Source organism: Streptomyces pseudovenezuelae (assembly GCF_001513955.1).
In the GTDB taxonomy this organism is placed as follows: domain Bacteria; phylum Actinomycetota; class Actinomycetes; order Streptomycetales; family Streptomycetaceae; genus Streptomyces; species Streptomyces pseudovenezuelae.
In genome coordinates this window covers 329688-351623 of the sequence record NZ_KQ948154.1, presented here as the reverse complement: position 1 = coordinate 351623, position 21936 = coordinate 329688, and the positions used below count along the sequence as shown (strand labels likewise).

The following is a 21936-nucleotide window of genomic DNA, read 5'->3' as shown; positions in this document are numbered from 1 at the left end:
GTCGGAGCGGGCGGGACGCGAAGAACCCCGCGACATGGGGAGCAGTCTTGGCGGGCCGTTCCGGTCGCCCGGGCACCGAAAGGGGGTATGTGGCCGACTTGTGATCAGCGGGCGCTGTCCAGGTCCGGGGGCACTCCGGCCGTCCGTCTCGTGGGAGCGGTCCTGAGGGGCCTGGCTTCGGACTACTTGCTGGTAGAGGCGGGGTGAACCGGCTGTCTGTCGCCCGATTTCCCATATGGTTGAACGTTTGTCATCCGTTGTCCACGCTTCTCCTGTCAAGTGCCCGGAGGCACGGCTTCGGGTCCCGCTGAAGAAGCGAGTCGAGCATGGTGCGTGTCCGTTCGTCCCTGGCGCAGCTGCCCGCCTATGTGCCGGGCCGCAAACTGCCCGGCACGGCAGCCCTGGCCGGCAACGAGTCCCCGTACGGGATGCTGCCCGGCGTGGTGGCGAGGCTCGCGGAGCTGGCCGGTGGGGTGTCGCGGTATCCCGACATGAGCGCCGCCTGCCTGGTGGACGCCCTGGCCCGGCATCACGGCGTCGAACCGGAGCGGATCGCGGTGGGCGCCGGTTCCTCGGAGGTCTGCGGACAGCTGCTGCACTCGGTCGTGCACCCGGGTGACGAGGTCGTCTTCGGCTGGCGGTCCTTCGAGGCGTATCCGATCCTCACGGCGGTGGCGGGCGGCACGGCGGTGCGGGTCCCGCTGCGCGAGCACGGACTGGACCTCGACGCCATGGCGGCGGCGGTCACCGGCCGGACCCGGCTGGTCTTCGTCTGCAACCCCAACAACCCCACCTCCACCGCGGTCGGGGAACGGGCCCTGCGCGACTTCGCGGACCGGGTGCCGGACGACGTACTGATCGTCGTGGACGAGGCATACCGGGAGTACGCCGATCCGGCGCGGGTCCCCGACGCGCTCGGCCTGCTCGGCGACCGGCCGAACGTGGTGGTGCTGCGGACCTTCTCCAAGGCGTACGGCCTGGCGGGCCTCCGGGTCGGCTACTGCGTGGCGCCGGCGGAGATCGCCGCCACCGTACGCAAGACACAGGTGCCGTTCAGCGTCAGCGCACTCGCCCAGGAGGCCGCCGTGCTCGCGCTCGGCGAGGGTGCGGAGGTCGCCCGCCGTGCCGCCCTCACGGTCGCCGAGCGGGGGCGGGTGACCGAGCGGCTGCGGGCGCTCGGCCTCGAAGTGCCCGCCTCCCAGGCCAACTTCGTCTGGCTGCCGCTCGCCGGCGACAGCGCGGAATTCACCCGGCACTGCCTCGACGGCAACGTGGTCGTCCGCCCCTTCGCCGGCCAAGGCGTCCGGGTGACGATCGGCCTGCCCGAGGAGAACGACACGTTCCTCGCGCTCGCCGCGTCCTGGAGAGGCTGAGGCCGTGCGCCCCGGCCCCTACGAGCGCCACCGCGAACTGCTCCACCACGCGGTGCAGGCCGTCGCCGCCGGTGAACGCTGTGCGCCCTTCACGGAGACCACCTGGCGCGGCGCCGCGGACGCCGGCATGCGGTCGACCCGGACGGCGGCGAAGGTCTTCGGTTCCCTGCTGGGCCGCGCCTTCGACCTCGACCAGCCCGGTGAGCTCGGCCGGGTGGCCACCGAGACCTCCCCGTACGGCACGGCCATGGCCATCGGCTACCCGCGCTGCGACCCCGCGGTCCTGTTGGCGGCGGCGGGGCGGGCGACTGCCGGGTGGCGGGTCGCCGGGCTCCACCACCGCACGGGGCTGGTGCTGGAGATGCTCCGACGGCTGAACACCCGCAGCCACGAGCTGGCCCTGGCCGTGCACCACACCACCGGTCAGCCGCTTCCGGTGGCGTTCCGGGCCGCCGGACCACGCGCCCAGGACCGCGCTCTGGAGGCGGTCGCCCAGGCCTTCGCCGAGTCGGAGCGCGTCCCGGCCGGCCTGCGCCGGGAGGAGACCCGCCGCCGTGGGCAGCCGCTGCCGGTGTGCGGCACCAGCACCCTGGTGCCGCGGGGAGTGTCGCTGCTCATCGGCTGTCCCGACTACCCCCTGTGGAACGGGTATCCGGGCCTGTTCACCAGCCTGGTGACCGGGAACCCCGTGGTCGTGGCGCCGCATCCACGCTCGGTGCTGCCCCTGGCGATCACCGTGCGCATCGCCCGCGAGGTGCTGGCGGAGGCCGGCCAGGACCCCGACGTCGTGACCCTGGCGGTCGCGGAACCCGGGGAGCGCCTGCACCAACGGCTGGCCACGGACCCCGCGGTGCGGATCGTCGACTTCACCGGGTCCGGGCGCTTCGCCGACTGGCTGCGGCAACACGCCTGCCAGGCCGCCGTGTTCGCGACCCGGACCGGTCTGAACACCGTCATCGTGGACTCCACCGACGACTACCGGGGACTGCTCGGCGGGCTCGCGCTCGCCCTGTGCCGGTGCAGCGGCACGGCCCGGACCACGCCGCAGAACATCCTCGTACCGGCGTCGGGCTTCGACACGGACGAGGGCCCCAAGAGCCTCCGGGAGTTCGGCGCCGACCTCGCCGAGGCCGTGGACCGGCTGCTCGCCCATCCGGCGCGGGTGGCACGGCTGGTGGGCGCGCTCCCGGGCGACGAGGTGCGGGCGGCGCTGGAGGAGGCCGGGCGGTACGGCTCGGTGGTGCACGCCTCACAGCCGCTGAGCCTTCCGGGCCGTCCCGTCGTCGATGTGCGCAGCCCGCTCGTCGTCCGGCTCGGGGCGCGGCACGAACGCGTCTACACCCGGGAGTGGCCGGGGCCGGTCGCGTTCCTGGTGGGCACCGAGTCGACCGCGCACAGCCTCGACCTGTTCCGCCGTACCGTCGGCCGCCACGGCGCGCTGTTCGCCGCGGTGCACTCCACCGATCCCCTGGTGCTGGCGGCCGTCGAGACGGCCGCCCTCGACGCCGGGGTCCATCTGGTCGAGAACGTCGCCGACGATCTCCCCGCCGACCCGTCCTCGGCCATCGCCGACCTCCCCGGCACGGGCGCCCACTTCGTCACCGGGCGGTTCCGGGTGCTGCGGTCCCGGCACGCGTCCGCGCCCGCGGCCCGGGAGTCCGCCGATGCGCTGCTCGACGTCTGACCGGGGTGGCCGGCGCGGTTCCGGGTCAGGTGGTCCAGTCGGCGCCGGGGCCGCGCACCTCGTCGAAGACCAGCCAGGTCCGGCTGGAGCGCACTCCGGCGATCGCCTGGACGCGCTCCAGCACCACGTGGCGCAGCGCCTCGTTGTCCGGTGTCCGCACCAGCACCAGCACGTCGAAGTCGCCCCCGACCAGGGCGACATGCTCGACGTACGGGATGTCGCGCAGCTCGCGCGAGATGTCCCGCCAGGCGTTCTGCTCGATGGTCACCGTGATGTACGCGCTCGTGCCGAGGCCCGCCCGCTTCGGGTTCAGGCGGGCGGTGAAGCCGCTGATGACGTCCTCGGCGACCAGCCGGCCGATCCGCGTGTAGGCGTTGGCACGCGAGATGTGCACCTGCTCGGCCAGGGCACGGACCGACACCCGGCCGTCCTTGAGGAGCAGGCCCACGATCTGCCGGTCGACGTCGTCGAGCGAGGCGGCCGTACGTCCGGACGCGGGGCCCGGCGGCGAGTCCTTCTCAGCCATAGTGCGCTCCCATGCCAGCCGGTTCGGCAGTTCATCGCCGGTTCGGCGGAAGTATTGAACACATATTCCGCGGCCAAGGCCATTCTCCTGTCAAGTGTCCAGGACGGGTGAGCGGCCTCGCGTGCCCCGGCGGGCGCCGCGGCGCGAGGGTGGCACTGCCAGTGACAGTCTCCGCAGGAGTGCCGTCAAGAGGGATCTGGCTGGGTGGCGGCGGGCGGCCGAGGCTGGGACGCATGACTACCGCTGATACCGCCACGACCACCGCGGCCGCGCCGCCGACCCGTGTCCGCATGACAGGCCGCCAGGTCGCCGCCCTGGTGGTGCTGCTGGCGTCGCAGTTCATGATGGCCGCCGACTTCTCGGTGCTGAACGTCGCGCTGCCCGAGGTCGGCACGTCCCTGGGGTTCTCGACGGGGAGCCTGCAGTGGATCACCACGACCTTCGCGCTGTGCGCCGCCGGGTGCACCCTGGTCTTCGGACGGGTCGGTGACTACCTGGGGCGTCGGCGCATCTTCACCGCCGGGATGGTCGTTCTGACCCTCTCCTCGCTGGTCGGCGGCCTCGCCGACTCCCCCGCCATGCTGCTGGTCGCCCGTACGTTGCAGGGCCTGGCCACAGCCGCCGTCACACCCGCCGCGCTCGCCCTGCTGACCACCGCCTTCACCGAACCCGGCCTGCGCACCCGGGCGCTAGGCCTGAACAGCGTGATGATGAGCTCCGGCTTCAGTGTCGGCGCGATCCTGGGCGGTGTCCTCACGGACGTGTTCTCCTGGCGCTGGGCCTTCTTCATCAACATCCCCGTGGCCATCGCCGCGATCGTCGTGGTGCCGATCGTCGTCGACGAGAGCCGCGCGGAGCAGCGCAGCCGCATCGACCTGCCCGGCGCGCTCCTGATCACCCTGGGCCTGTTCGCCGGGATCTACGGTGTCACCCGCGTCGGCGAGGAGGGCCTCGACCCGGTTGCGGGCGGCTCGCTGATCGCAGCCGCGGTTCTGCTCGGCGTCTTCTGGGCGGTGGAGGGCCGCACCACCGACGCCCTGGTCCCGGTGAAGATCCTCAAGAAGCCCGACATCGCCTTCGGCAACCTGGCCGCCCTGTTCATCTTCGGCGGCGAGACCGCGCTGATCTTCTTCACCGGCCTCTACGTCCAGAACGTGCTCGGCCTGTCGTCCATGGTCGCCGGCCTGGTGCTGCTCGGCATCGGTGTGGGCCAGATCGTCGCCGGCACCGTCGGTCCGCGCATCCTCCAGAAGGTCTCGCCGCGCACGATGCTCGGCGTCTCCCTGCTCCTGCAGGGCGCGTTCATGCTGCCGGCGCTGTGGGCCACCTCGGACTCGTACTGGTTGGTCCCGCTGATCGCCACCCAGTTCGTGAACGCCTTCTTCTCCATGCTGGCCGCCCTGTGCTTCATGGTCATCGCCACCTCGTCCGTCGACTCCGACGCGCAGGGCATGGCCACCGGCATGGCCACCCAGAGCCAGCAGGTCGGCATCGCCATCGGCATCCCGCTGGTGAGCGCGGTCTTCGCCGCCGTCATCGGCCAGGGCACCGTCACCGCCGCCGAGGAGCTCACCGGCATCCACGTGGCGATCGGCGTGGCCGGCTTCTCCCAGGTCGCCGTCGGCCTTCTCCTGTGGCTGGTGCTGCGCGGGAAGTCCCGGCAGGCGGCATCCGTCACCGCGTGAATCCCCCGGCGCGGTGGCCCGCACGGCCGGGTGGGCGGAGCAGTGACCGCCCGCCCGGCCGTCGTGGCCTCGGTCACCGCGAGCCGGGGCGATATTGCCGATGCGGTACGGCACTTCATAATGAGAAGGGTGGAACAGATCGTGAACACCGACCTCGGCAGCTACCTGCGGCAGATGCGTGAGCGCGTCCGGCCGGAGCAGCGTGGGCTGCGCACCAGCGGCTCGCGGCGCGTTCCCGGACTGCGCCGGGAGGAGGTGGCCGCGCTAGCGGGAGTGAGCCAGACCTACTACACCCGGCTGGAACAGGCACAGACCGCGCACGCCTCCCCGCAGGTCCTGCTCTCCATCGCCCGCGCGCTGGATCTGAGCCTCGACGAACAGGACTACCTGCTCAAGATCGGGTCCGCGGTGCAGAACCCCCAGCTGCAGACGCCTCAAGACGATCAGCTGAGCCCCAGTACCAAGATGCTGATGGCGTCCCTGGGCAACGTGGCGGCGGCCGTGCTGAACTACCGGTGCGACATCCTCGCCTGGAACTCGCTGTACCACCGGCTGTTCGCGCCGCATCTCGACTTCGACGTCACCGATGACGCCGAACTGCGCCCCAACATCATCAAGATGAACTTCCTCGACGAGGACGTGCAGAGCCTGTACGCGGACTGGGCCACGGAGTCCGAGTCGAACGTGACCTATCTGCGGTTCATTTCCGGAAACCACCGCCACGACCCACGACTGGCCGAGCTCATCGGTGAACTGACCATTCAGAGCGAGGAGTTCGCCGCACTGTGGTGCCGGCAGCGGGTGGCCAACTGCATCGAGGGCACCAAGCTCTTCAGCCATCCGGTCGTCGGCGAGCTGGAGTTGATGTACCAGTCCGCCGACCTCCAGGACGGCAACATCCTGAAGTTCTACCACGCGGAACCCGACTCACCGCACGAGGCGGCGCTGCAGCTCCTGACGGTGGATCTGAACTCCGTTCACCATCGCTGAACACGGCAAGCCGAAGGCCCCCGGTACGTGAGCACCGGGGGCCTTCGGCTTGCCGTACGCCGCTCACGTCCGGCGGATCGCCGTCACACCCCAGGTGAAACCCGATCCCGCGGTCGCCACGACCACCAGGTCGCCGGAGGCGATCCGGCCCTCCCGCTCCAGCTCCTCCAGGGCGAGGAACGGGTCCGCACCGCCGAGGTGGCCGTCGCGGTCGTACTGGAAGACACTGCGAGAGGCGTCCACCCCCAGCGCGGCGAGGTACTTGCGATGGGTGTCCTGGTTGCCATGCGTGACCAGGAAGTACGACACGTCGGCCACCCCCCGCCCGAGGCCGGCGAGGACCTTGTGGGTCAGGGCCGTGAAGTTGTCGAGGAACGCCTTGCCGAGCCCGTCGAGCTTCACGCCCCGCTCGACCTTGACCCTGTCCTCCTTGATCTCGCCGTAGTACGAGTCCACCCATTGCGGGTCGGTGTGGTGAGCGGCGCCCAGCACCTCGTACTCGGCGTCGGCCGAGATCAGGACGGCGGCGGCGCCGTCCGCGAAGTTGAACAGCTCGATGTAGCCGGTGCCGTACTCGACGAGCTGGCTGAGCCGGTCCGAGATGATCACCAGCGCGTGCTTGTGGGTGCCCGCGCGCACCTGGTCGTCCGCCAGTTTCACGGCGACCATGCCCGCGTTGCAGAAGTTGGACACCTCGAAGCAGTGCGCGTCCGCGATCCCCAGCTCCTGGGCGATCTTCGCGGCGGGCGACCAGAAGGGCGTGCCCCATTCGCTGGAGCCCGCGTACAGCACGAGTCCGATCTCATCGAGCGGTACCGGGTTGCGGGCCAGGAGCCTTGCCGCGGCGTCCCGGCCGAGCCCCCAGGAGGTCTCGCCCTCGGCCAGCACCGAGAACTTCCCGGACGGAAGGATCTGGCCGAGCTTCTCGACGGTGTACCCCGACTCCCGGCTGACGTCGTCGACGCTCAGCTTCCCGCTCGGCATCGCCAGGGCGTAGTCGGCTATTCCCATGGTTCCTCCACCTGCCTGTCGGTCAGACGTATTCCACGACGGCGTGCGGCACATAGGGCGCCTCAAGCCGGGCGAGTTCGGTGTCGTCGAGCCTCACGTCGAGGGACGCCACGGCGTCCTCGAGGTGGTGCGGCCGGGTCGCGCCGACGACGGGCGCGGTGACCCCCTGCTGATGCAGGAGCCAGGCGAGAGCCACCTGGGCCATGGGGATGCCGCGTTCGGCGGCGATCTCTGCGACCACGCGGACGACCGCGCGGTCCGCACGCTCGGTGGGGCCGTAGAAGCGGTCCTGGATCGGGTCGCCCCCGGTGCGGGGCGACTCGGCGTCCCAGTCGCGCGTGAGCTTTCCGCGGGCCAGCGGGCTCCACGGCGTGACGCCGACGCCCTCCGCGAGGCAGTACGGCAGCATCTCGCGCTCTTCCTCGCGGTTGACGAGGTTGTAGTGGTTCTGCATGCTCACGAACCGCGTCCAGCCGTGGACATCGGCGATGTACTGCGCCTTCACGAACTGCCAGGTGTGCATGGAGGAGGCGCCGATGTAGCGGACCTTGCCCGCGCGCACCACGTCGTGCAGCGCCTCCATGGTCTCCTCGACCGGGGTCTCGGGGTCCCAGCGATGGATGATGTAGAGGTCGATGTAGTCGGTGTCCAACCGCCTCAGGCTCGCGTCGAGTTCGCGCATGATCGCCGAGCGGGACAGCCCGCCCGAGAGCGGGTCGTCCCTGAGCCTCTCGTAGACCTTGGTGGCGATGACGACGTCTTCGCGCCGGGTCAGCTTGCGCACCGCGCGGCCCAGGAACTCCTCGCTGGTGCCCAGCGAGTAGATGTTCGCGGTGTCGAAGAAGTTGATGCCCAGTTCGAGTGCCTGGGCGAGAAACGGGAGGCTCTCCTCCTCGGGCAGCGACCAGGGATGGGTGCCGAGTCGGGGCTCGCCGTAACTCATGCATCCCAGTGCCAGTCGCGACACCTTCAGGCCGGACGAGCCCAGCCGGACGTACTGCAACGTTCTTCCTCTCGGATCGGGCGGGCGGCCGGGATCAGCTCCTGACCTCGTCCTGTACCTCGGTGAGCCGGCCCCAGGAGGCGATGCCCTCGTCGAGCGGGATGTCCAGGCTGGCCAGGTACATGGCGGTCATGGCGCTGTGCCCGGCGAGATGCGTGATCTCGGCGATCTCGTTCTGCGAGTAGTGCTCGCGCAGCGCGAAGAAGGCATCCTCGCTCGCCCTGTGGTCGACCATGCAGTCGGTGACGTAGCGGACCAGGGCGGCGCGGGCGGGCGGCAGCTGCTCGTAGAGGCCTTCCTCGATCGCCTTGATCTCGATGTCCTCCAGACCGGCCTTCTTCGCGAGCGGGTAGTGCAGCAGGCGCTCGAACTCGCTGTCACGCAGCCTGGCCACCCGCAGCACGACCACCTCGCGGTCCAGCAGGCTCAGCAGGCCGACCGTGAAGGTGCCGCCGAGCGCGAGGTGGGCGGCCGCGGAGTTCTTGGTGAGCAGCAGCGCGCGGGTCAGGTTGGACTGGAACTTCTCGTACACCGCGAGCTGGTCGGGCGTCATGTCGGCGACTTCGGTGAGGGTGACGCGGGGGGTGGTGCTCATGGCGGGCTCCTTCGGGTTGTGCCGGGGACAGGGCGTCAGGCCGGCTGAACGGCGAGCTGCGGGGTGGTGGTGTGGGGCAGTGCGTGCCGGGCGAGTGCCTGGCCGACCAGGTGGACGGCGGAGGTGGGAGCGCGGTCGTCCAGCGGGACGATCACGTCGAGGTGGCCGTCGGGGCGGACCAGCAGGGCATGGGCCTCGCGCGGAAGCTTGCCCAGCAGCGGGCCGGGTGGGCGGCCGCCCAGGTCGCAGACGGACACGGCGGTCAGCTGCTCCCGCAGTCTGTCGACGAGCCCGGTCCAGCGCTCGTACCGGTACTGGAGGCCGGGCCACAGCAGCACGGTGTAGCGGTCCACGGCGAGGACGGGCGCTGCCGGCGACTCACGCCAGCCGAGGGGCAGACGTTCCCCCGTCACCAGGGAGCGCCGTTTCGGCCGGGGGCCGTAGTGGGTGTCCAGCTGGGCCAGCTTGGGCGCGAGCACTCTTTCGAGAGTCTGCGTGGTGGTGCCCAACCGGTAGACGGCATCCCGGGCGAGGGTCCGGTGCCGGGCCGAGTACAGGCCGATCCGGGCCAGGCGGGTGGAGAGTCCGGCGACCGCGCCGACGGCCGGCCTGCGCTCGGTGTCGTAGCTGTCCAGCAGGTCTGCGCGGTAGTCGCCACGCACCACACCGGCCAGTTTCCAGCCGAGGTTGACGGCGTCCTGGATACCGGTGTTCAGCCCCTGCGCGCCCGACGGGCTCATCGCGTGCGCCGAGTCGCCGGCCAGGAAGACCCGGCCGCTGCCGTACGTGCCCGCCGAGCGGACGTGAGCCGTGAAGACGCCGCTGAACTTCATCTCGCCGAGCCTGCGCGCCCCGGGGACGCGCTCGGCGAGCAGCCTCTCGAAGAAGGCGCGGTCCGGTGTGTCGCCCGTGTAGTGGTCGGGCACACTGGCGCCGACCCGGAAGATCCCGTCGCCGAGCGGCGCCAGCACCATGTTCCCGGTCCGGGTCAGGTAGTACGCCGCTTCGCTGCTGGTGGTCTCGCCCAGGATCTCGGCGTCGGTGATGGCGAGCCGGGTGCGCAGGGTCCGGCCGGTGAACCGGAAGCCGAACGCCTCACGGACGGCGCTGTGGTAACCGTCGGCCCCGACCACGTAGTCGTACGTACGGGTCTGCGCCCGGCCGTCGGCGAGCTGGACGCGGCACTGGACCCCGTCAGGGTCCTGGGTGCCGTCGACGAAGCTGGTGTCGTACTCGATGGTGCCGCCCAGCGCGGTGAGGTGCTCCTCGAGGATCGCCTCGGTGCGCCACTGCGGGATGGTGATGGCGAAGGGATAACCGACGCCTCGCAGCCGGTCGAACCGGATCAGGCCGATCAGCTTCTTCTGTGAGTAGTAGTTCATCTGGTCGAAGTAGTGGCCACCGTCGACCAGTTTCCGTCCCACGCCCACCCGGTCCAGGAGTTCCAGGACGCGGGGCCAGAGGATCGTGGCGCGAGAGTGCGGGCTCTGCCTGCGGAGCTTGGAGATGACGTCGGCCCGAACACCGTGCGCCAGCAGTTCGCAGGCCAGGACCATCCCGACGGGACCGGCGCCGACCACGAGAACGCGCGGCTGCTGCATGTCGCTCACCATGGATCAGGCGGCGAGGGGGCGCAGGCGGTGGACGTACGGAGGCCGCACATAGGCGCCCTCGACCTTCGCGAGGAAGTCCGCGACATACGGCTCCTTCATGTGCAGGTCGATAGCAGCCTGGTCGGCCCACTCCTCGACCAGCACGATCAGGTTCTCGTGCTCCTCGGACCGCCAGGCGTCGAAGCGCAACGCGCCCTCCTCCTGCCGGGTCGCGGCGCACAGTTCCTCGAAGGCGCCCGCGGTGTCCGCCAGACGGTCCGGTACGACGTCGAAAAGTACGGTGATCTCGATGCTCATGTACGGGTCACTTCCTTGGAGTTGAGCTCGTCGAGGACGAGGGAGTCGAGGTCGACGAAGGACGGAGGCACAGGGGGAGCGGGCGCTTCCTCGCACTCGTGCGGAGCCACGTTCCACCGGCGCAGGGCGGCACGCGGACGGCCGGCGGGTGACCACCCGACATCCACGCAGACGGCTGCACCGGTGCCGACCAGGACCTCGGGCGTTGCGCCGGCGCCGGCCAGGGCACGCGTCAGCAGGTTCAGCACACCGCCGTGGGTGACGGCCAGGACCGCGGGCAGCGTCCGGCCGGCCTTGTCCGCCTCTGCCTCTGTCTCTGCCTCCGCGATGGTGCGCAGGGCGGCGGCCGAGCGGGAGAGCACGGCCCTGCCGGTCTCGCCGCCGGGTGGGGCGTAGTCGGGGTCGGTGAGCAGCCGCCGCATGGTCCCCGGGTGCTGCCGGGCGAACTCGGCGCGGCCCTGGCCGTCGAGTGTGCCCAGGTCGCGCTCGCGCAGTCCGTCGAGGCGCCGATGAGGGACGCCGAGCCGGCCCGCGGCGTACGCGGCGGTCTGGGCGGCACGCGCCAGACAAGAGGAGTAGACCGCCGACCAGCCGTCCGGACTCAACGACCGGGCGATCACCTGCGCCTGCCGTACCCCCGTGTCGTTCAGCGGGATGTCGGCCTGCCCCTGGAATCGGTCGGTGGCGTTGCGGTCGGTCTCTCCGTGGCGGAGCAGGACGATGCGCATGAAGGGAGCCGCTGCCGGCCGCTCAGGCGGCAGCCGACCCGGTGGCCGCCGGGGCACCGAGGCCCTCGACGACCTGGGCGGCCTCGTCGATGGTCTGCTGCGAGTGCAGCACACCCTCCTCGATGGAGACACCGAGCCGCTTCTCCAGGATCAGCGACATCTCCAGCAGGGCCAGGGAGTCCACCGCGAGGTCGTCGAAGACGGTGCCCCGGGACACCTCCTCCGCGGGTATCTCGAACTTGCCGGTGAGTATCTCGATGATCATCGTCGTGACGGAACCGGTCATGGGTCACCTCAAATGGTCTTGGGGAAAAGGGGGGTGGTGATGTCTGGTGGGTCTCAGCCGACTGGCAGGTCGGGCCAGGTCAGGGTGGCCGAGCCCCAGGTGGCGCCGCCTCCGAAGGCAGTCAGGAGCACCCGGTCGCCCGCTCTCAGCAGTCCGTCCGCCATGGCGTCGGCGAGGGCGAGAGGGATGGAGGCGGCGGAGGTGTTGCCGACGCGGTCGATATTGAGCACCGCGCGCTCCGGCGGCAGGCCGAGCTGCTCGGCGACGGCGTGCAGGATGCGTGTGTTGGCCTGGTGGCCGACCAGCCGGTCGACATCGGCGACGTCCCAGCCGGTACGGGTCAGCACCGTGCGCGAGGACTCGGCCATGCGGCGCACCGCGGCGAAGAAGACGGACTTGCCGTCCATGCGGAAGTACCGGTCCTCCTCGCGCGGCACCCCGCCTCGGGACCGCTCCTCGGCACCGCCGCCGCGGACCGTGATCAGGTCGGCCATCGCACCGTCGCTGCCCAGATGGACCTCCTGTACCGCGCCGGGCTCGTCGTGTTCGCCGGCCCGCAGCAGCACCGCGCCCGCCCCGTCGCCGAAGATGACGGAGGTGGTGCGGTCGGAGGGATCCAGCAGGGTGCTGAAGGACTCCGCGCCGATCACCAGGACCCGCTCGGCGAATCCCGAGGTCACGGCGGCCGCGCCGGCCTGAAGGGCGTACACGAAACCGGAGCACACCGCCGCCACGTCGTAGGCCGGTACATCCGTCAGCCCGATGCGGGTGGCGACGGTCGGCGCGGTGGCCGGGCAGGGGCGGTCCGGGGTGGTGGTGGCGACGATCACCAGGTCGGCGCCGTCCTCACCGGCGTTCTTCAGAGCCCGCCGACCGGCCTCGGCGGCAAGGTCACTGGTGGTGGTGCCGGGCTCGACGACATGGCGCTGTGCGATGCCGGTCCGGCTGCGGATCCAGGTGTCGGAGGTGTCGAGGCGCTGGGCGAGTTCGTCGTTCGTCACCACGCGCGGGGGCACGTAGCCACCCACCCCGGCGATCACTGCCGTTGGGGTCACGACGTCGGGTGTCCTTCCGGAAGCTGATGGGCCACCGCGGACCGCACCTGGATACCGGCGAGTTCGGCCACGACGTCGAGCGTGCGCCAGGTGCCGTCTCTCATCCGCAGCAGTCCGGGATCGGCCAGCCGGGTGCGCACCGGCACGCCCTCGGCCGGGCGGTCCGGGCGGGAGGCGGTCAGTGTGGTCTGCCGCATCCACAGGGTGTTGCTGTCCTGGCGGCGCATGTCGTCGAGGTCGTAGAGCATGATCTGGGCGAGCTGCAGGGCCGTCACGAACGCGTCGATCACCGATACCGACGGCTGGTACGCGCCCTCGATGCCCGCACTGGGCACCGCCGCCCCGTCCTCGTGGTCGAGGGTGAGCGTGGCGTCGGCGCACAACTCCCGGTGGTCAACCTCCACATCACGGACGTACTGGCGGCGCGCGGTGAAGCCGACGCCGAAGTAGCGGTCCGCCGCGGGACCGAGGAGCGCGTCCAGTCCGGACCATGTGCGTTCCTCCTTCGTGGGCCGCGCGGGGGAGTGTTCCACCTCGCACCGCACCCGCATGGTGCCGACCGCGCAGTCGACGACGGAGACCACGCGCGCCGGGTGCCCGGCCACCGGGTCGGTGCGGCGCAGCATCGCCTCGGCCGACAGACCGGTGAGCTCCTCCTGCGGGCTGGACCCGGCCGTCAACCGCACCTTGCGCAACCACGCGTCGCGCAGGTCCGCGCCCGGGCCGCTCAGGCACGCCTCGGCCAGCTGGGCGGCCACGACGATCCCGTCGACGGTGCTGAAGTGCGGGCGCAGATCCGTGCCGGCCGCCTTCTTCGACCAGTCGGCCGGGTAGCGGACGCCGACCACGGAGCGTGCCCGTACGGCGCCGTCCTCGCTGCGGGCGAGGTGCACCTCGCCGATGTCGTAGGCGACCCGGCGGAAGCCGCGGCCGAAGAAGCGCTGCTCGGCCGGCCCCAGCTGGTCGTCCACGGACGACAGCACGGTCCGTGCTGAGATCGGGGTCATCGGTGCTCCGTTCGTATGGATCGTTCCGTTGCCGTCGTCATCGGCGCGGATGGCCTGCGTGGACCCGGCCTGCGACGGCCGCCGGCGCGGCGCACGGCGCAGGTGAGCCGTGCGGTGCAGACGCGGTTCCCGGAGCCGTCGGTGACGACGATCTCGTAGGAGGCCGTCGCCGTTCGCTCGTCGAGCGGCCTGCAGACGCCGGTGAGAGTCCCGGAGGACACCCAGCGGTGGTGCGTACAGGACAGGTCGACGCCCACCGCGTTCCCGCCGGGGCCCGCGTGGAGGAAAGCGGCGACCGAACCCAGCGTCTCGGCGAACGCGGCGTTCGCGCCGCCGTGCAGAATTCCCAAGGGCTGACGATTTCCGGCGACGGGCATCGTGCCCACCACAAGTCCCGGTTCGCAGATGGTGATTTCCATTCCCATGCGGCGGGTGAGTTGTTCGTTTTCGCAGGCGCCGTCGACATTCATCGGTCCGAGCATCATGTTCGGCATTTACGGTCTCCGTCTTTTTCGTGGCCCACACCGGCGGGCCAATTCGAGTCAAGCACGGTGCGGCGGCGGTCGACAGGTGCATGTCCTCTTGCTGCCATGGCGAGCTTCAATTCACCCGACCAGCGTGAGTTCTCGTAGAGTTGAGGCCGGACCGGATACTTGCTGGAGACGTAACAACGAGGGAGCGGGTCGTAGTGCAGCGTGTTTCGCTCGGCGGGCTCGATGTGTCACGCATCGGCCTGGGCGCCATGACGATGTCCGACTACTACACGGGGGCGGGCAGTGACGAGGAGGAGGCCGTCCGCACCGTTCGGCGAGCGCTGGACCTCGGCGTGAATTTCCTCGACACCGCCGAGATCTACGGCCCGTTCGTCAACGAGGAACTCGTCGGCCGTGCCGTCGCCGGGCGCCGCGACGACGTGGTGATCGCCACGAAGTTCGGTCTCGTCTCGCACGCCGGCGCGGGGCCCAACATGCTCGACAGCTCACCGGCCAACGTGCGCACGGCGGTCGAGGGTTCGCTCCGGCGGTTGGGCACGGACCACATCGACCTCTGCTACCAGCACCGCGTCGACCCGGACACGCCGATCGAGGACACCGTCGGTGCGCTGGCCGAGCTCGTGCGGGAGGGCAAGATCCGGCACATCGGCCTCTCCGAGGCCGGCGTGGACACCGTCCGGCGGGCCCACGCCGTCCATCCCGTGACCGCGGTGCAGACGGAGTACTCGCTGTGGTCGCGACAGCCGGCCGAGTCGCTCCTGCCCCTCTTCCGTGAACTCGGCATCGGTCTCGTCGCCTACTCGCCGCTCGGCCGGGGATTCCTCACCGGGGCGATCCGTTCACCGCGGGAACTCGCCGCGGACGACTTCCGGCTGACCACACCCCGGTTCGCCGAAGCCAACTTCGAACGGAATCTGAGGATCGTCAACGAGGTGGCGGCCGTCGCGGCCGACGCCGGCGCCACGCCCGCCCAGGTCGCTCTCGCCTGGCTGCTCGCCCAGGGCCACGACGTCGTCCCCATCCCCGGTACCAAGCGCGTGACCCGCGTCGAAGAGAATGCCGCCGCCGACGCGGTCGTCCTCACCGTCGACCAACTCGCCCGCCTCGACGCGCTCACACCGCCGAGCGGTGAGCGGTACGCAGAAGGAGACCTGGCCCGGACGGGGCTGTAGCCGGCGGGCCCGCCAGGGCCCGCTCGCAACCCGGTCTCAGATCCACTGCCGACGAGCCGCTTCCACACCCGCCTGGAAGCGGCTCCGCGCTCCCATCCTGGTCATCACGCCTGCGACGGTCCGGCGGATCGTGCGGACCGACAGGCCGGTGCGCCGCGAGATGCCTTCGTCGGTCAGTCCTTCGGCGAGGAGCACCAGGGCCTCCCGCTCCCGCTCGTCGAGTCCGTCGCTCCCGGGACCCGCCGGGCCGGCCGGCCCGGCGGAACGCGCCCACACCTGGTCGAAGAGCTCCTGGTAGGCGCCCACCACGGTCCGCCCGCGCACCAGCGTCGCGCAGGCGTCCTCAAGGCCTGGGTCCGAGGGGACGATGGCGAAGTCCCGGTCGGCGACGGCCATCCACACCGGCAGGTGCGGCACGGCCCGCATCCAGGCCCCCGACGCGGCGATTCGCCGGGTGTCGTCGGCGTAGGCGGGATCACGGCTGACGTCCTCCAGGTGCAGGACGCGCACCTGCGCCCCACGCCGCACCAGTTCCGCGCTCAACAGAGCCGCCTGCTCGCGCACCCGCCGCTCGTACGGTCGTCTGGGGAGCGCGAGCCGCAACTCCCGCACCGAATGGTGGCGCAGTGTGTCCAGCAGCCCTACGAGAGCTTCGGAGTCGGGCAGCGGTTGCGTGGCCGGCCGAGCGGTGTCCGGTCCCGGCATCAATCGACTTACCAAGTCAACTCTCCGTACCGAAAAGAAATGCGGATTTAGCGCGGGCGCCTCTCGCACGTAACACAGGTAAATCTCCCCCGTCTGTCAGGGGTTGCCGATGAAGGCCCCTGCGGCCGACCGCTCGCCCTGACTCGCTGACTGAGATTGCAGGGGCCGTCGAAGAGCTGTCAAGCGGTAAAAATTTGCCGGTTCGAACCAACGCTTTCGTGTGTAGAGTGCAGTTGGGCGGCGCCGAGCTATACCGGAATCAGTGCGACGAAGCGGGCGCCCGGGTAGTAAGCGGGGAGGAGGACCTGAGAGGTGACCACCAGCTCGGTCTGCGAAACATGCGGGAGTGTCAGGCGGAATTTACCGCCCTGCCGGAATGCGATGATGCGTGGCCCGGCGTCCCACAATTCCCGGCAGGCGGGATCGAGCAGTGCGCTGGTCAGTAAACCCTTGAGCGTCGGATCGTCCGGGCGCCGGACGAGAGTGAACCGCAACTGGGCCAGATACAGGGAGGCCTGCTGCCTCCAGTCAATGATCTGTTCGCGTGAGTCGGGGGTTTCCAGCACCCAGCGCATGAGATTGGCCCGCGGCTCGCGGACCCAGGGAAACCAGTTCGCCATGAGCGTGTTGTAGGCCAGAATATTCCACGCGTGGTCGATGAGATAGACAGGAAAGGCCGTCTGCGCGTCCACGAAGTCTTTGAGCCGGGCGACCCTGCCATCCTCTCCCTTCGATTGGTCCTCGTCCGTCACATCGGCCAACCGGTACCAGTACAGAGCCGTACGTTCATCCGGTCCGAGGTCCAGGGCGTCGGCGAGACCCATGAGGGTATCCAGGGTGAGCGGGACCTGAGCCCCGCTCTCCAGCGCGCGGTACCAGCGTTCGCTGACGCCCATGCGATGCGCGACTTCCTTTTGCGGCAACGGCTTTGCGCGCCCGAGTTTGGCGCCCGCCTCGGCGCGCCATGCCCGCAAAAGAGCGGGTAGGTCTGCGAATTCAAGCTGGAAATCTGCAAAATCAGCTATGTCCGGTTCATTGGAATCGGCCATGACTGCCCCCGTTCGTGCCGTTTATCTCGAAGTTCAACCCTAGTCGGAGGCGTCGTCGGCTCCAAAGCGGTGAGCACGCCAGAAGTTTCACCCGTCGACCTGGCATCCAACCATGCAGAAGGGAAAGCGTTTGCCATGGGATGCAAAGACAGCACATGCACGGAGATGACGCAGAGCCGGGGGCGCAGCAGGGCGGCCGTGGGCGGACGGGGTCAACTCCGTTCCACCGCCCGGCGCGTAGTGGTCACCGGACTCGGCGCGGTGACCCCGCTGGGGCTGGGTGGCGACGCTCTCTGGACGGGCTTACTCGTCGGCCGCAGCGGCATCAGGTCGTTGGACGCCCCGGAGTTCGCCGAGCATCCGGTCCGCATCGCGGGGACGGTTCCCGTCGACCCCACCGAGGTGCTGCCCAAAACACAGGCCCGGCGCATGAACCGGGCCGCCCAGTTCGCGGTGCTCGCGGCTCGCGAAGCCTGGCAGGACGCCGGGTTCGCCGCGGGCGGTACCCGGGACAGCTGCCTGGACCCGGAGCGGGTCGGCATCAGTCTGGGCACCATCATCGGCGGTGCCTCCGTCCTCGTCGCCGGCGACCGGCGGCTGCGGGACCGGGGCGTGCGGGGGGTCGCGCCGCTCACCGCCCCCATGACGGTCCCCTCCCAGGCGGCTTCCCAGGTCTCACTCGACCTGCACGTCACCGGAGAGGCCCGCACGGTCGTCAGTGCCTGTGCGTCCGGCACCGAGGCCATCGGACAGGCCGTCGACCGCATTCGGTACGGCCATCTCGACCTCGTGCTCGCCGGCGGAGCGGAGGCCGCCGTGACGCCCGAGGTCATGGCCGCGTTCAGCGCGATGCGTGCCCTGTCGGCACGCAACGACACCCCGGAGGCCGCCTCCCGCCCGTTCGCCAAGGACCGGTCGGGCTTCGTGAACGGTGAGGGCGCGGGCGTCCTGCTGCTGGAGTCGGAAGAGCACGCGCTGGCCCGTGGCGCCCGGATCTACTGCGAGGCCGCGGGGTGGGGGCTGTCGGCCGACGCCCATCACCTGGCTGCCCCGGATCCGACCGGCAACGGTGTCGCGAGCGCCCTGCGGCGTGCCGTCGCCGACGCGGGCGCGAACCTCGCCGACGTGGTGCACATCAACGCACACGCCACCGCGACCGTGGACGGTGACCTGGCGGAGGCGGCCGCGCTGAGCACCGTCTTCGGCGCAACGGACGGCGCCGTCCCTGTTCCGGTCACGGCGCTCAAGGGGAGTCTGGGGCACCTCCAGGGAGCGGCGGGGGGTGTGGAGGCCGTGGCCACGGCCCTCACCCTCCATCACGGTGTCATCCCGCCGACCATCGGCTGCGACGACCTGGACGACGCCGTCCCGCTCGACCTGGTCAGGAACATCGCCCGGCCCTTGCCCGGGCACGGCGACCTCGCGCTGAGCAACTCGTTCGGTTTCGGTGGCCACAACGCGGTCCTGGCGCTGCGCCGGCGCTGACCGTGTCCGCGTCGGCCGCCGGCCGTGTTCTCGGCGGTCGACGCGGCACTCTTTTGACGCGAACGCGAGTGCTGTCTCAGCACTCGATGATGTTCACCGCCAGCCCGCCCCGGGCCGTCTCCTTGTACTTCACGCTCATGTCCGCCCCGGTGTCCTTCATCGTCTTGATGACCTTGTCCAGGGACACCTTGTGCGAGCCGTCCCCGCGCAGCGCCATCTTCGCCGCCGTGACCGCCTTGACCGCGGCCATGCCGTTGCGCTCGATGCAGGGGATCTGGACCAGTCCGCCGACCGGGTCGCAGGTCAGGCCCAGGTTGTGCTCCATGCCGATCTCGGCGGCGTTCTCCACCTGCTCGGGGGAGCCGCCGAGGACCTCGGCGAGGGCGCCCGCGGCCATCGAGCAGGCCGAGCCGACCTCGCCCTGGCAGCCGACCTCGGCGCCGGAGATGGAGGCGTTCTCCTTGAAGAGCATGCCGATGGCGCCGGCGGCCAGCATGAACCGGACGACGCCCTCGTCATCGGCGCCGGGCACGAAGTTCATGTAGTAGTGGAGCACCGCGGGGATGATGCCCGCGGCCCCGTTGGTCGGGGCGGTCACCACCCGGCCGCCCGCCGCGTTCTCCTCGTTCACCGCCATCGCGTAGAGCGTGATCCACTCCATGGAGTGCGCCAACGGATCGCCCTCGGCGCGCAGTTGACGGGCGGTCACGGCCGCGCGCCGACGCACGCGCAGGCCGCCCGGCAGGATGCCCTCGCGCGTCATGCCACGCTGCACGCAGGCCCGCATGACCTCCCAGATCTCCAGCAGCCCGGCCCGGATCTCGTCCTCGGTGCGCCAGGCCCGCTCGTTCTCCAGCATCAGCGAGGAGATCGACAGCCCTGTCTCCTTCGCCAGGCGCAGCAGCTCGTCGCCGGTGCGGAAGGGGTACTTCAGCACCGTGTCGTCCAGCTTGATCCGGTCCGCGCCCACCGCGTCCTCGTCGACGACGAAACCGCCGCCCACCGAGTAGTACGTCTTCGACATGAGCTCGGCGCCCGAGGCGTCGTACGCCCATACCGTCATGCCGTTCGCGTGGTACGGAAGCGCCTTGCGGCGGTGCAGCACCAGGTCGTCGTCGAAGGAGAAGGGGATCTCCCGCTCGCCGAGCAGGTTCAGGACCCCCGCGGCCTTGATCTCCGCCACCCGGTCGTCCGCGTTCTCCACGTCCACCGTGCGCGGGGACGCCCCCTCCAGGCCGAGCAGCACCGCCTTCGGGGTGCCGTGGCCGTGGCCGGTCGCGCCCAGGGAGCCGTAGAGCTCGCAGCGGACGGAGGCCACCGCCGGCAGCAACTCCTCGTTGCGCAGGCGGCGGGCGAACATGCGGGCCGCACGCATCGGGCCGACCGTGTGGGAGCTCGACGGGCCGATGCCGATCGAGAACAGGTCGAAGACCGAGATGGCCACGGGAACTCCTTCACGAAAGGCGGGGGCACACGCCGTCGGGTGCCCCCGCCGCGGAACTACTTGTTCAGACCGGCGTACAGCGGGTGCTTGTCGGCGAGGGCCTTGACCCGGGCCTTCAGGGACTCCACGTCGTACGACGGCTTCAGTGCCGAAGCGATCACGTCCGCGACCTCGGCGAAGTCCTCGGCCGTGAAGCCGCGGGTCGCCAGGGCGGGCGTGCCGATCCGCAGCCCCGACGTCACCATCGGCGGGCGCGGGTCGTTCGGGACGGCGTTGCGGTTGACCGTGATGCCGACCTCGTGGAGACGGTCCTCGGCCTGCCTGCCGTCCAGCTCGGACTCGCGCAGGTCGACGAGGATGAGGTGCACGTCGGTGCCGCCGGAGAGCACGTTGACCCCGGCCTCCCGGGCGTCGTCGGCCGTCAGGCGCTCGGCGAGGATGCGCGCACCGTCCACCGTACGCCGCTGGCGCTCCTTGAACTCCTCGGAGGCGGCGACCTTGAAGGACACCGCCTTCGCCGCGATCACATGCTCCAGGGGACCGCCCTGGAAGCCCGGGAAGACGGAGGAGTTCAGCTTCTTCGCGAACTCCTGCTTGGCGAGGATGATCCCGCCGCGCGGTCCGCCCAGCGTCTTGTGGGTGGTGGAGGTGACCACGTCCGCGTGCTCGACGGGGTTCGGGTGCAGCCCCGCGGCCACGAGACCGGCGAAGTGCGCCATGTCGACCCACAGGTACGCCTCGACCTCGTCGGCGATCCGGCGGAACTCCGCGAAGTCCAGCTGCCGCGGGTACGCCGACCACCCGGCGATGATCACCTTCGGCCGGTGTTCGCGCGCGAGCTTCTCCAGCTCGGCCATGTCGACGAGACCCGACTCGTCCACGTGATAGGCGACGACATTGAACTGCTTGCCGGAGAAGTTCAGCCGCATCCCGTGGGTCAGGTGACCGCCGTGGGCGAGGTCCAGGCCGAGGATGGTGTCGCCGGGCTGGGCCAGCGCGAACAGGGCGGCCTGGTTCGCGGAGGCGCCGGAGTGGGGCTGCACGTTGGCGTACTCGGCGCCGAACAGGTCCTTGACCCGGTCGATCGCGATCTGCTCGGCCACGTCGACGTGCTCGCAGCCGCCGTAGTAGCGGCGGCCCGGGTAGCCCTCGGCGTACTTGTTGGTCAGGACCGAGCCCTGGGCCTCCATGACCGCGAGCGGAGCGAAGTTCTCCGAGGCGATCATCTCGAGGGTGGACTGCTGACGGTCCAGCTCGGCGTCGACCGCGGCGGCGATCTCCGGGTCGAGCTCGTGCAGGGGCGTGTTCAGTGCGGACATCAGGTGCGGACTCCTCAGCCGGCGGAAAAGGCGGTGTACTCGTCGGCGGAGAGCAGGTCGGCCGGCTCCTCCGAGACGCGTACCTTGAACAGCCAGCCACCCTCGAAGGGGGCGGAGTTCACCAGCGCCGGGTCGCTGACGACGTCCTCGTTGACCTCGGTGACCTCACCGGAGACGGGGGAGTACAGGTCGGACACCGACTTGGTCGACTCCAGCTCGCCGCAGGTCTCGCCCGCGGTCACGGTGTCACCGACCTCGGGGAGCTGGACGAAGACGACATCGCCGAGCGCGTTGGCCGCGTGCTCCGTGATGCCGACCGTCGAGACGCCGTCCTCGGCGCCCGACAGCCACTCGTGCTCCTTGCTGTAGCGCAGCTGCTGGGGGTTGCTCATGGCCTGAATTCTCCTGTACGCGG

The 21936-nt window shown here is 70.5% G+C and carries 22 protein-coding genes; 6 read left to right on the top strand and 16 right to left on the bottom strand.

Annotated elements, in window-relative coordinates; all coding sequences use genetic code 11:
- The first annotated feature begins 326 nt into the window (after positions 1–326).
- The gene (gene hisC, locus AQI94_RS40135) at positions 327–1373 is read left to right on the top strand and encodes a histidinol-phosphate transaminase (protein WP_031058811.1); all 1047 of its coding nucleotides are present in this window, start codon (positions 327–329) and stop codon (positions 1371–1373) included.
- A gap of 4 nt (positions 1374–1377) precedes the next feature.
- Positions 1378–3057, top strand: coding sequence for an aldehyde dehydrogenase family protein (locus AQI94_RS40130; RefSeq protein ID WP_031058808.1), 1680 nt, complete (start codon positions 1378–1380; stop codon positions 3055–3057).
- 25 nt (positions 3058–3082) lie between these two features.
- On the opposite strand, the gene AQI94_RS40125 is transcribed toward AQI94_RS40130, so the two are convergent.
- The gene (locus tag AQI94_RS40125; RefSeq protein WP_031058803.1) at positions 3083–3583 is read right to left on the bottom strand and encodes an Lrp/AsnC family transcriptional regulator; all 501 of its coding nucleotides are present in this window, start codon (positions 3581–3583) and stop codon (positions 3083–3085) included.
- A 233-nt stretch (positions 3584–3816) separates the two neighbouring features.
- On the opposite strand from AQI94_RS40125, the gene AQI94_RS40120 reads away from it, so the two are divergent.
- Together AQI94_RS40120 and AQI94_RS40115 are read left to right on the top strand one after the other, a co-directional pair.
- Positions 3817–5268 (top strand): MFS transporter, encoded by a 1452-nt coding sequence (locus tag AQI94_RS40120; RefSeq protein ID WP_037945261.1) that lies wholly within the window; start codon positions 3817–3819, stop codon positions 5266–5268.
- 129 nt (positions 5269–5397) lie between these two features.
- A complete protein-coding gene (locus AQI94_RS40115; RefSeq protein WP_051832923.1) occupies positions 5398–6258 on the top strand; it encodes a helix-turn-helix transcriptional regulator in 861 nt (286 codons plus the stop codon).
- A gap of 63 nt (positions 6259–6321) precedes the next feature.
- Here AQI94_RS40115 and AQI94_RS40110 read toward each other — a convergent pair whose 3' ends face one another.
- Genes AQI94_RS40110 through AQI94_RS40065 form a run of 10 tightly spaced genes read right to left on the bottom strand, consistent with a single transcriptional unit; the run spans position 6322 to position 14347 of the window.
- A complete protein-coding gene (locus AQI94_RS40110) occupies positions 6322–7269 on the bottom strand; it encodes a 3-oxoacyl-ACP synthase III family protein (RefSeq protein ID WP_031058797.1) in 948 nt (315 codons plus the stop codon).
- A gap of 22 nt (positions 7270–7291) precedes the next feature.
- Positions 7292–8272, bottom strand: a complete 981-nt coding sequence (locus tag AQI94_RS40105; protein ID WP_031058795.1) for an aldo/keto reductase — start codon at positions 8270–8272, stop codon at positions 7292–7294.
- Positions 8273–8306: 34 nt separating this feature from the next.
- Positions 8307–8867 (bottom strand): carboxymuconolactone decarboxylase family protein, encoded by a 561-nt coding sequence (locus AQI94_RS40100; protein WP_031058792.1) that lies wholly within the window; start codon positions 8865–8867, stop codon positions 8307–8309.
- Between the two features lie 35 nt (positions 8868–8902).
- Positions 8903–10468 (bottom strand): FAD-dependent monooxygenase, encoded by a 1566-nt coding sequence (locus tag AQI94_RS40095; protein WP_051832921.1) that lies wholly within the window; start codon positions 10466–10468, stop codon positions 8903–8905.
- Positions 10469–10483: 15 nt separating this feature from the next.
- Positions 10484–10777, bottom strand: coding sequence for a putative quinol monooxygenase (locus tag AQI94_RS40090; RefSeq protein WP_051832919.1), 294 nt, complete (start codon positions 10775–10777; stop codon positions 10484–10486).
- Positions 10774–11505: a histidine phosphatase family protein gene (locus AQI94_RS40085; protein WP_051832915.1), complete on the bottom strand. Its 732-nt coding sequence runs from the start codon at positions 11503–11505 to the stop codon at positions 10774–10776. Before AQI94_RS40085 ends, AQI94_RS40090 begins: the two co-directional genes overlap by 4 nt.
- A 22-nt stretch (positions 11506–11527) precedes the next feature.
- Positions 11528–11791 (bottom strand): acyl carrier protein, encoded by a 264-nt coding sequence (locus AQI94_RS40080; RefSeq protein ID WP_051832913.1) that lies wholly within the window; start codon positions 11789–11791, stop codon positions 11528–11530.
- 53 nt (positions 11792–11844) lie between these two features.
- The gene (locus AQI94_RS40075) at positions 11845–12846 is read right to left on the bottom strand and encodes a beta-ketoacyl-ACP synthase III (RefSeq protein WP_031058779.1); all 1002 of its coding nucleotides are present in this window, start codon (positions 12844–12846) and stop codon (positions 11845–11847) included.
- On the bottom strand, positions 12843–13853 hold the full coding sequence (locus AQI94_RS40070) for an AvrD family protein (protein WP_031058777.1): 1011 nt from the start codon (positions 13851–13853) through the stop codon (positions 12843–12845). Before AQI94_RS40070 ends, AQI94_RS40075 begins: the two co-directional genes overlap by 4 nt.
- Entirely contained in the window at positions 13850–14347 is a 498-nt protein-coding gene (locus tag AQI94_RS40065; protein WP_031058774.1) for a hotdog fold thioesterase, read from the bottom strand. The genes AQI94_RS40070 and AQI94_RS40065 overlap by 4 nt, the downstream gene beginning before the upstream one ends.
- 194 nt (positions 14348–14541) lie before the next feature.
- On the opposite strand from AQI94_RS40065, the gene AQI94_RS40060 reads away from it, so the two are divergent.
- A complete protein-coding gene (locus tag AQI94_RS40060) occupies positions 14542–15519 on the top strand; it encodes an aldo/keto reductase (protein ID WP_031058772.1) in 978 nt (325 codons plus the stop codon).
- Between the two features lie 36 nt (positions 15520–15555).
- Here AQI94_RS40060 and AQI94_RS40055 read toward each other — a convergent pair whose 3' ends face one another.
- Both AQI94_RS40055 and AQI94_RS40050 read right to left on the bottom strand, forming a co-directional pair.
- Positions 15556–16224, bottom strand: coding sequence for a helix-turn-helix transcriptional regulator (locus tag AQI94_RS40055; protein ID WP_051832911.1), 669 nt, complete (start codon positions 16222–16224; stop codon positions 15556–15558).
- Positions 16225–16472: 248 nt separating this feature from the next.
- Complete coding sequence (locus AQI94_RS40050; RefSeq protein WP_063760214.1) at positions 16473–17273, bottom strand: helix-turn-helix domain-containing protein; 801 nt, start codon at positions 17271–17273, stop codon at positions 16473–16475.
- Positions 17274–17438: 165 nt separating this feature from the next.
- On the opposite strand from AQI94_RS40050, the gene AQI94_RS40045 reads away from it, so the two are divergent.
- Positions 17439–18758, top strand: coding sequence for a beta-ketoacyl-[acyl-carrier-protein] synthase family protein (locus AQI94_RS40045; protein ID WP_078902957.1), 1320 nt, complete (start codon positions 17439–17441; stop codon positions 18756–18758).
- Positions 18759–18834: 76 nt separating this feature from the next.
- On the opposite strand, the gene AQI94_RS40040 is transcribed toward AQI94_RS40045, so the two are convergent.
- From AQI94_RS40040 to gcvH, 3 genes are read right to left on the bottom strand one after another with little or no spacing between them, the layout of a single operon-like run.
- Positions 18835–20202 (bottom strand): L-serine ammonia-lyase, encoded by a 1368-nt coding sequence (locus AQI94_RS40040; RefSeq protein ID WP_031058761.1) that lies wholly within the window; start codon positions 20200–20202, stop codon positions 18835–18837.
- A gap of 56 nt (positions 20203–20258) precedes the next feature.
- Positions 20259–21521, bottom strand: a complete 1263-nt coding sequence (glyA, locus tag AQI94_RS40035; protein WP_062230291.1) for a serine hydroxymethyltransferase — start codon at positions 21519–21521, stop codon at positions 20259–20261.
- Between the two features lie 14 nt (positions 21522–21535).
- The gene (gene gcvH, locus AQI94_RS40030) at positions 21536–21913 is read right to left on the bottom strand and encodes a glycine cleavage system protein GcvH (protein ID WP_031058756.1); all 378 of its coding nucleotides are present in this window, start codon (positions 21911–21913) and stop codon (positions 21536–21538) included.
- Positions 21914–21936: the final 23 nt, after the last annotated feature.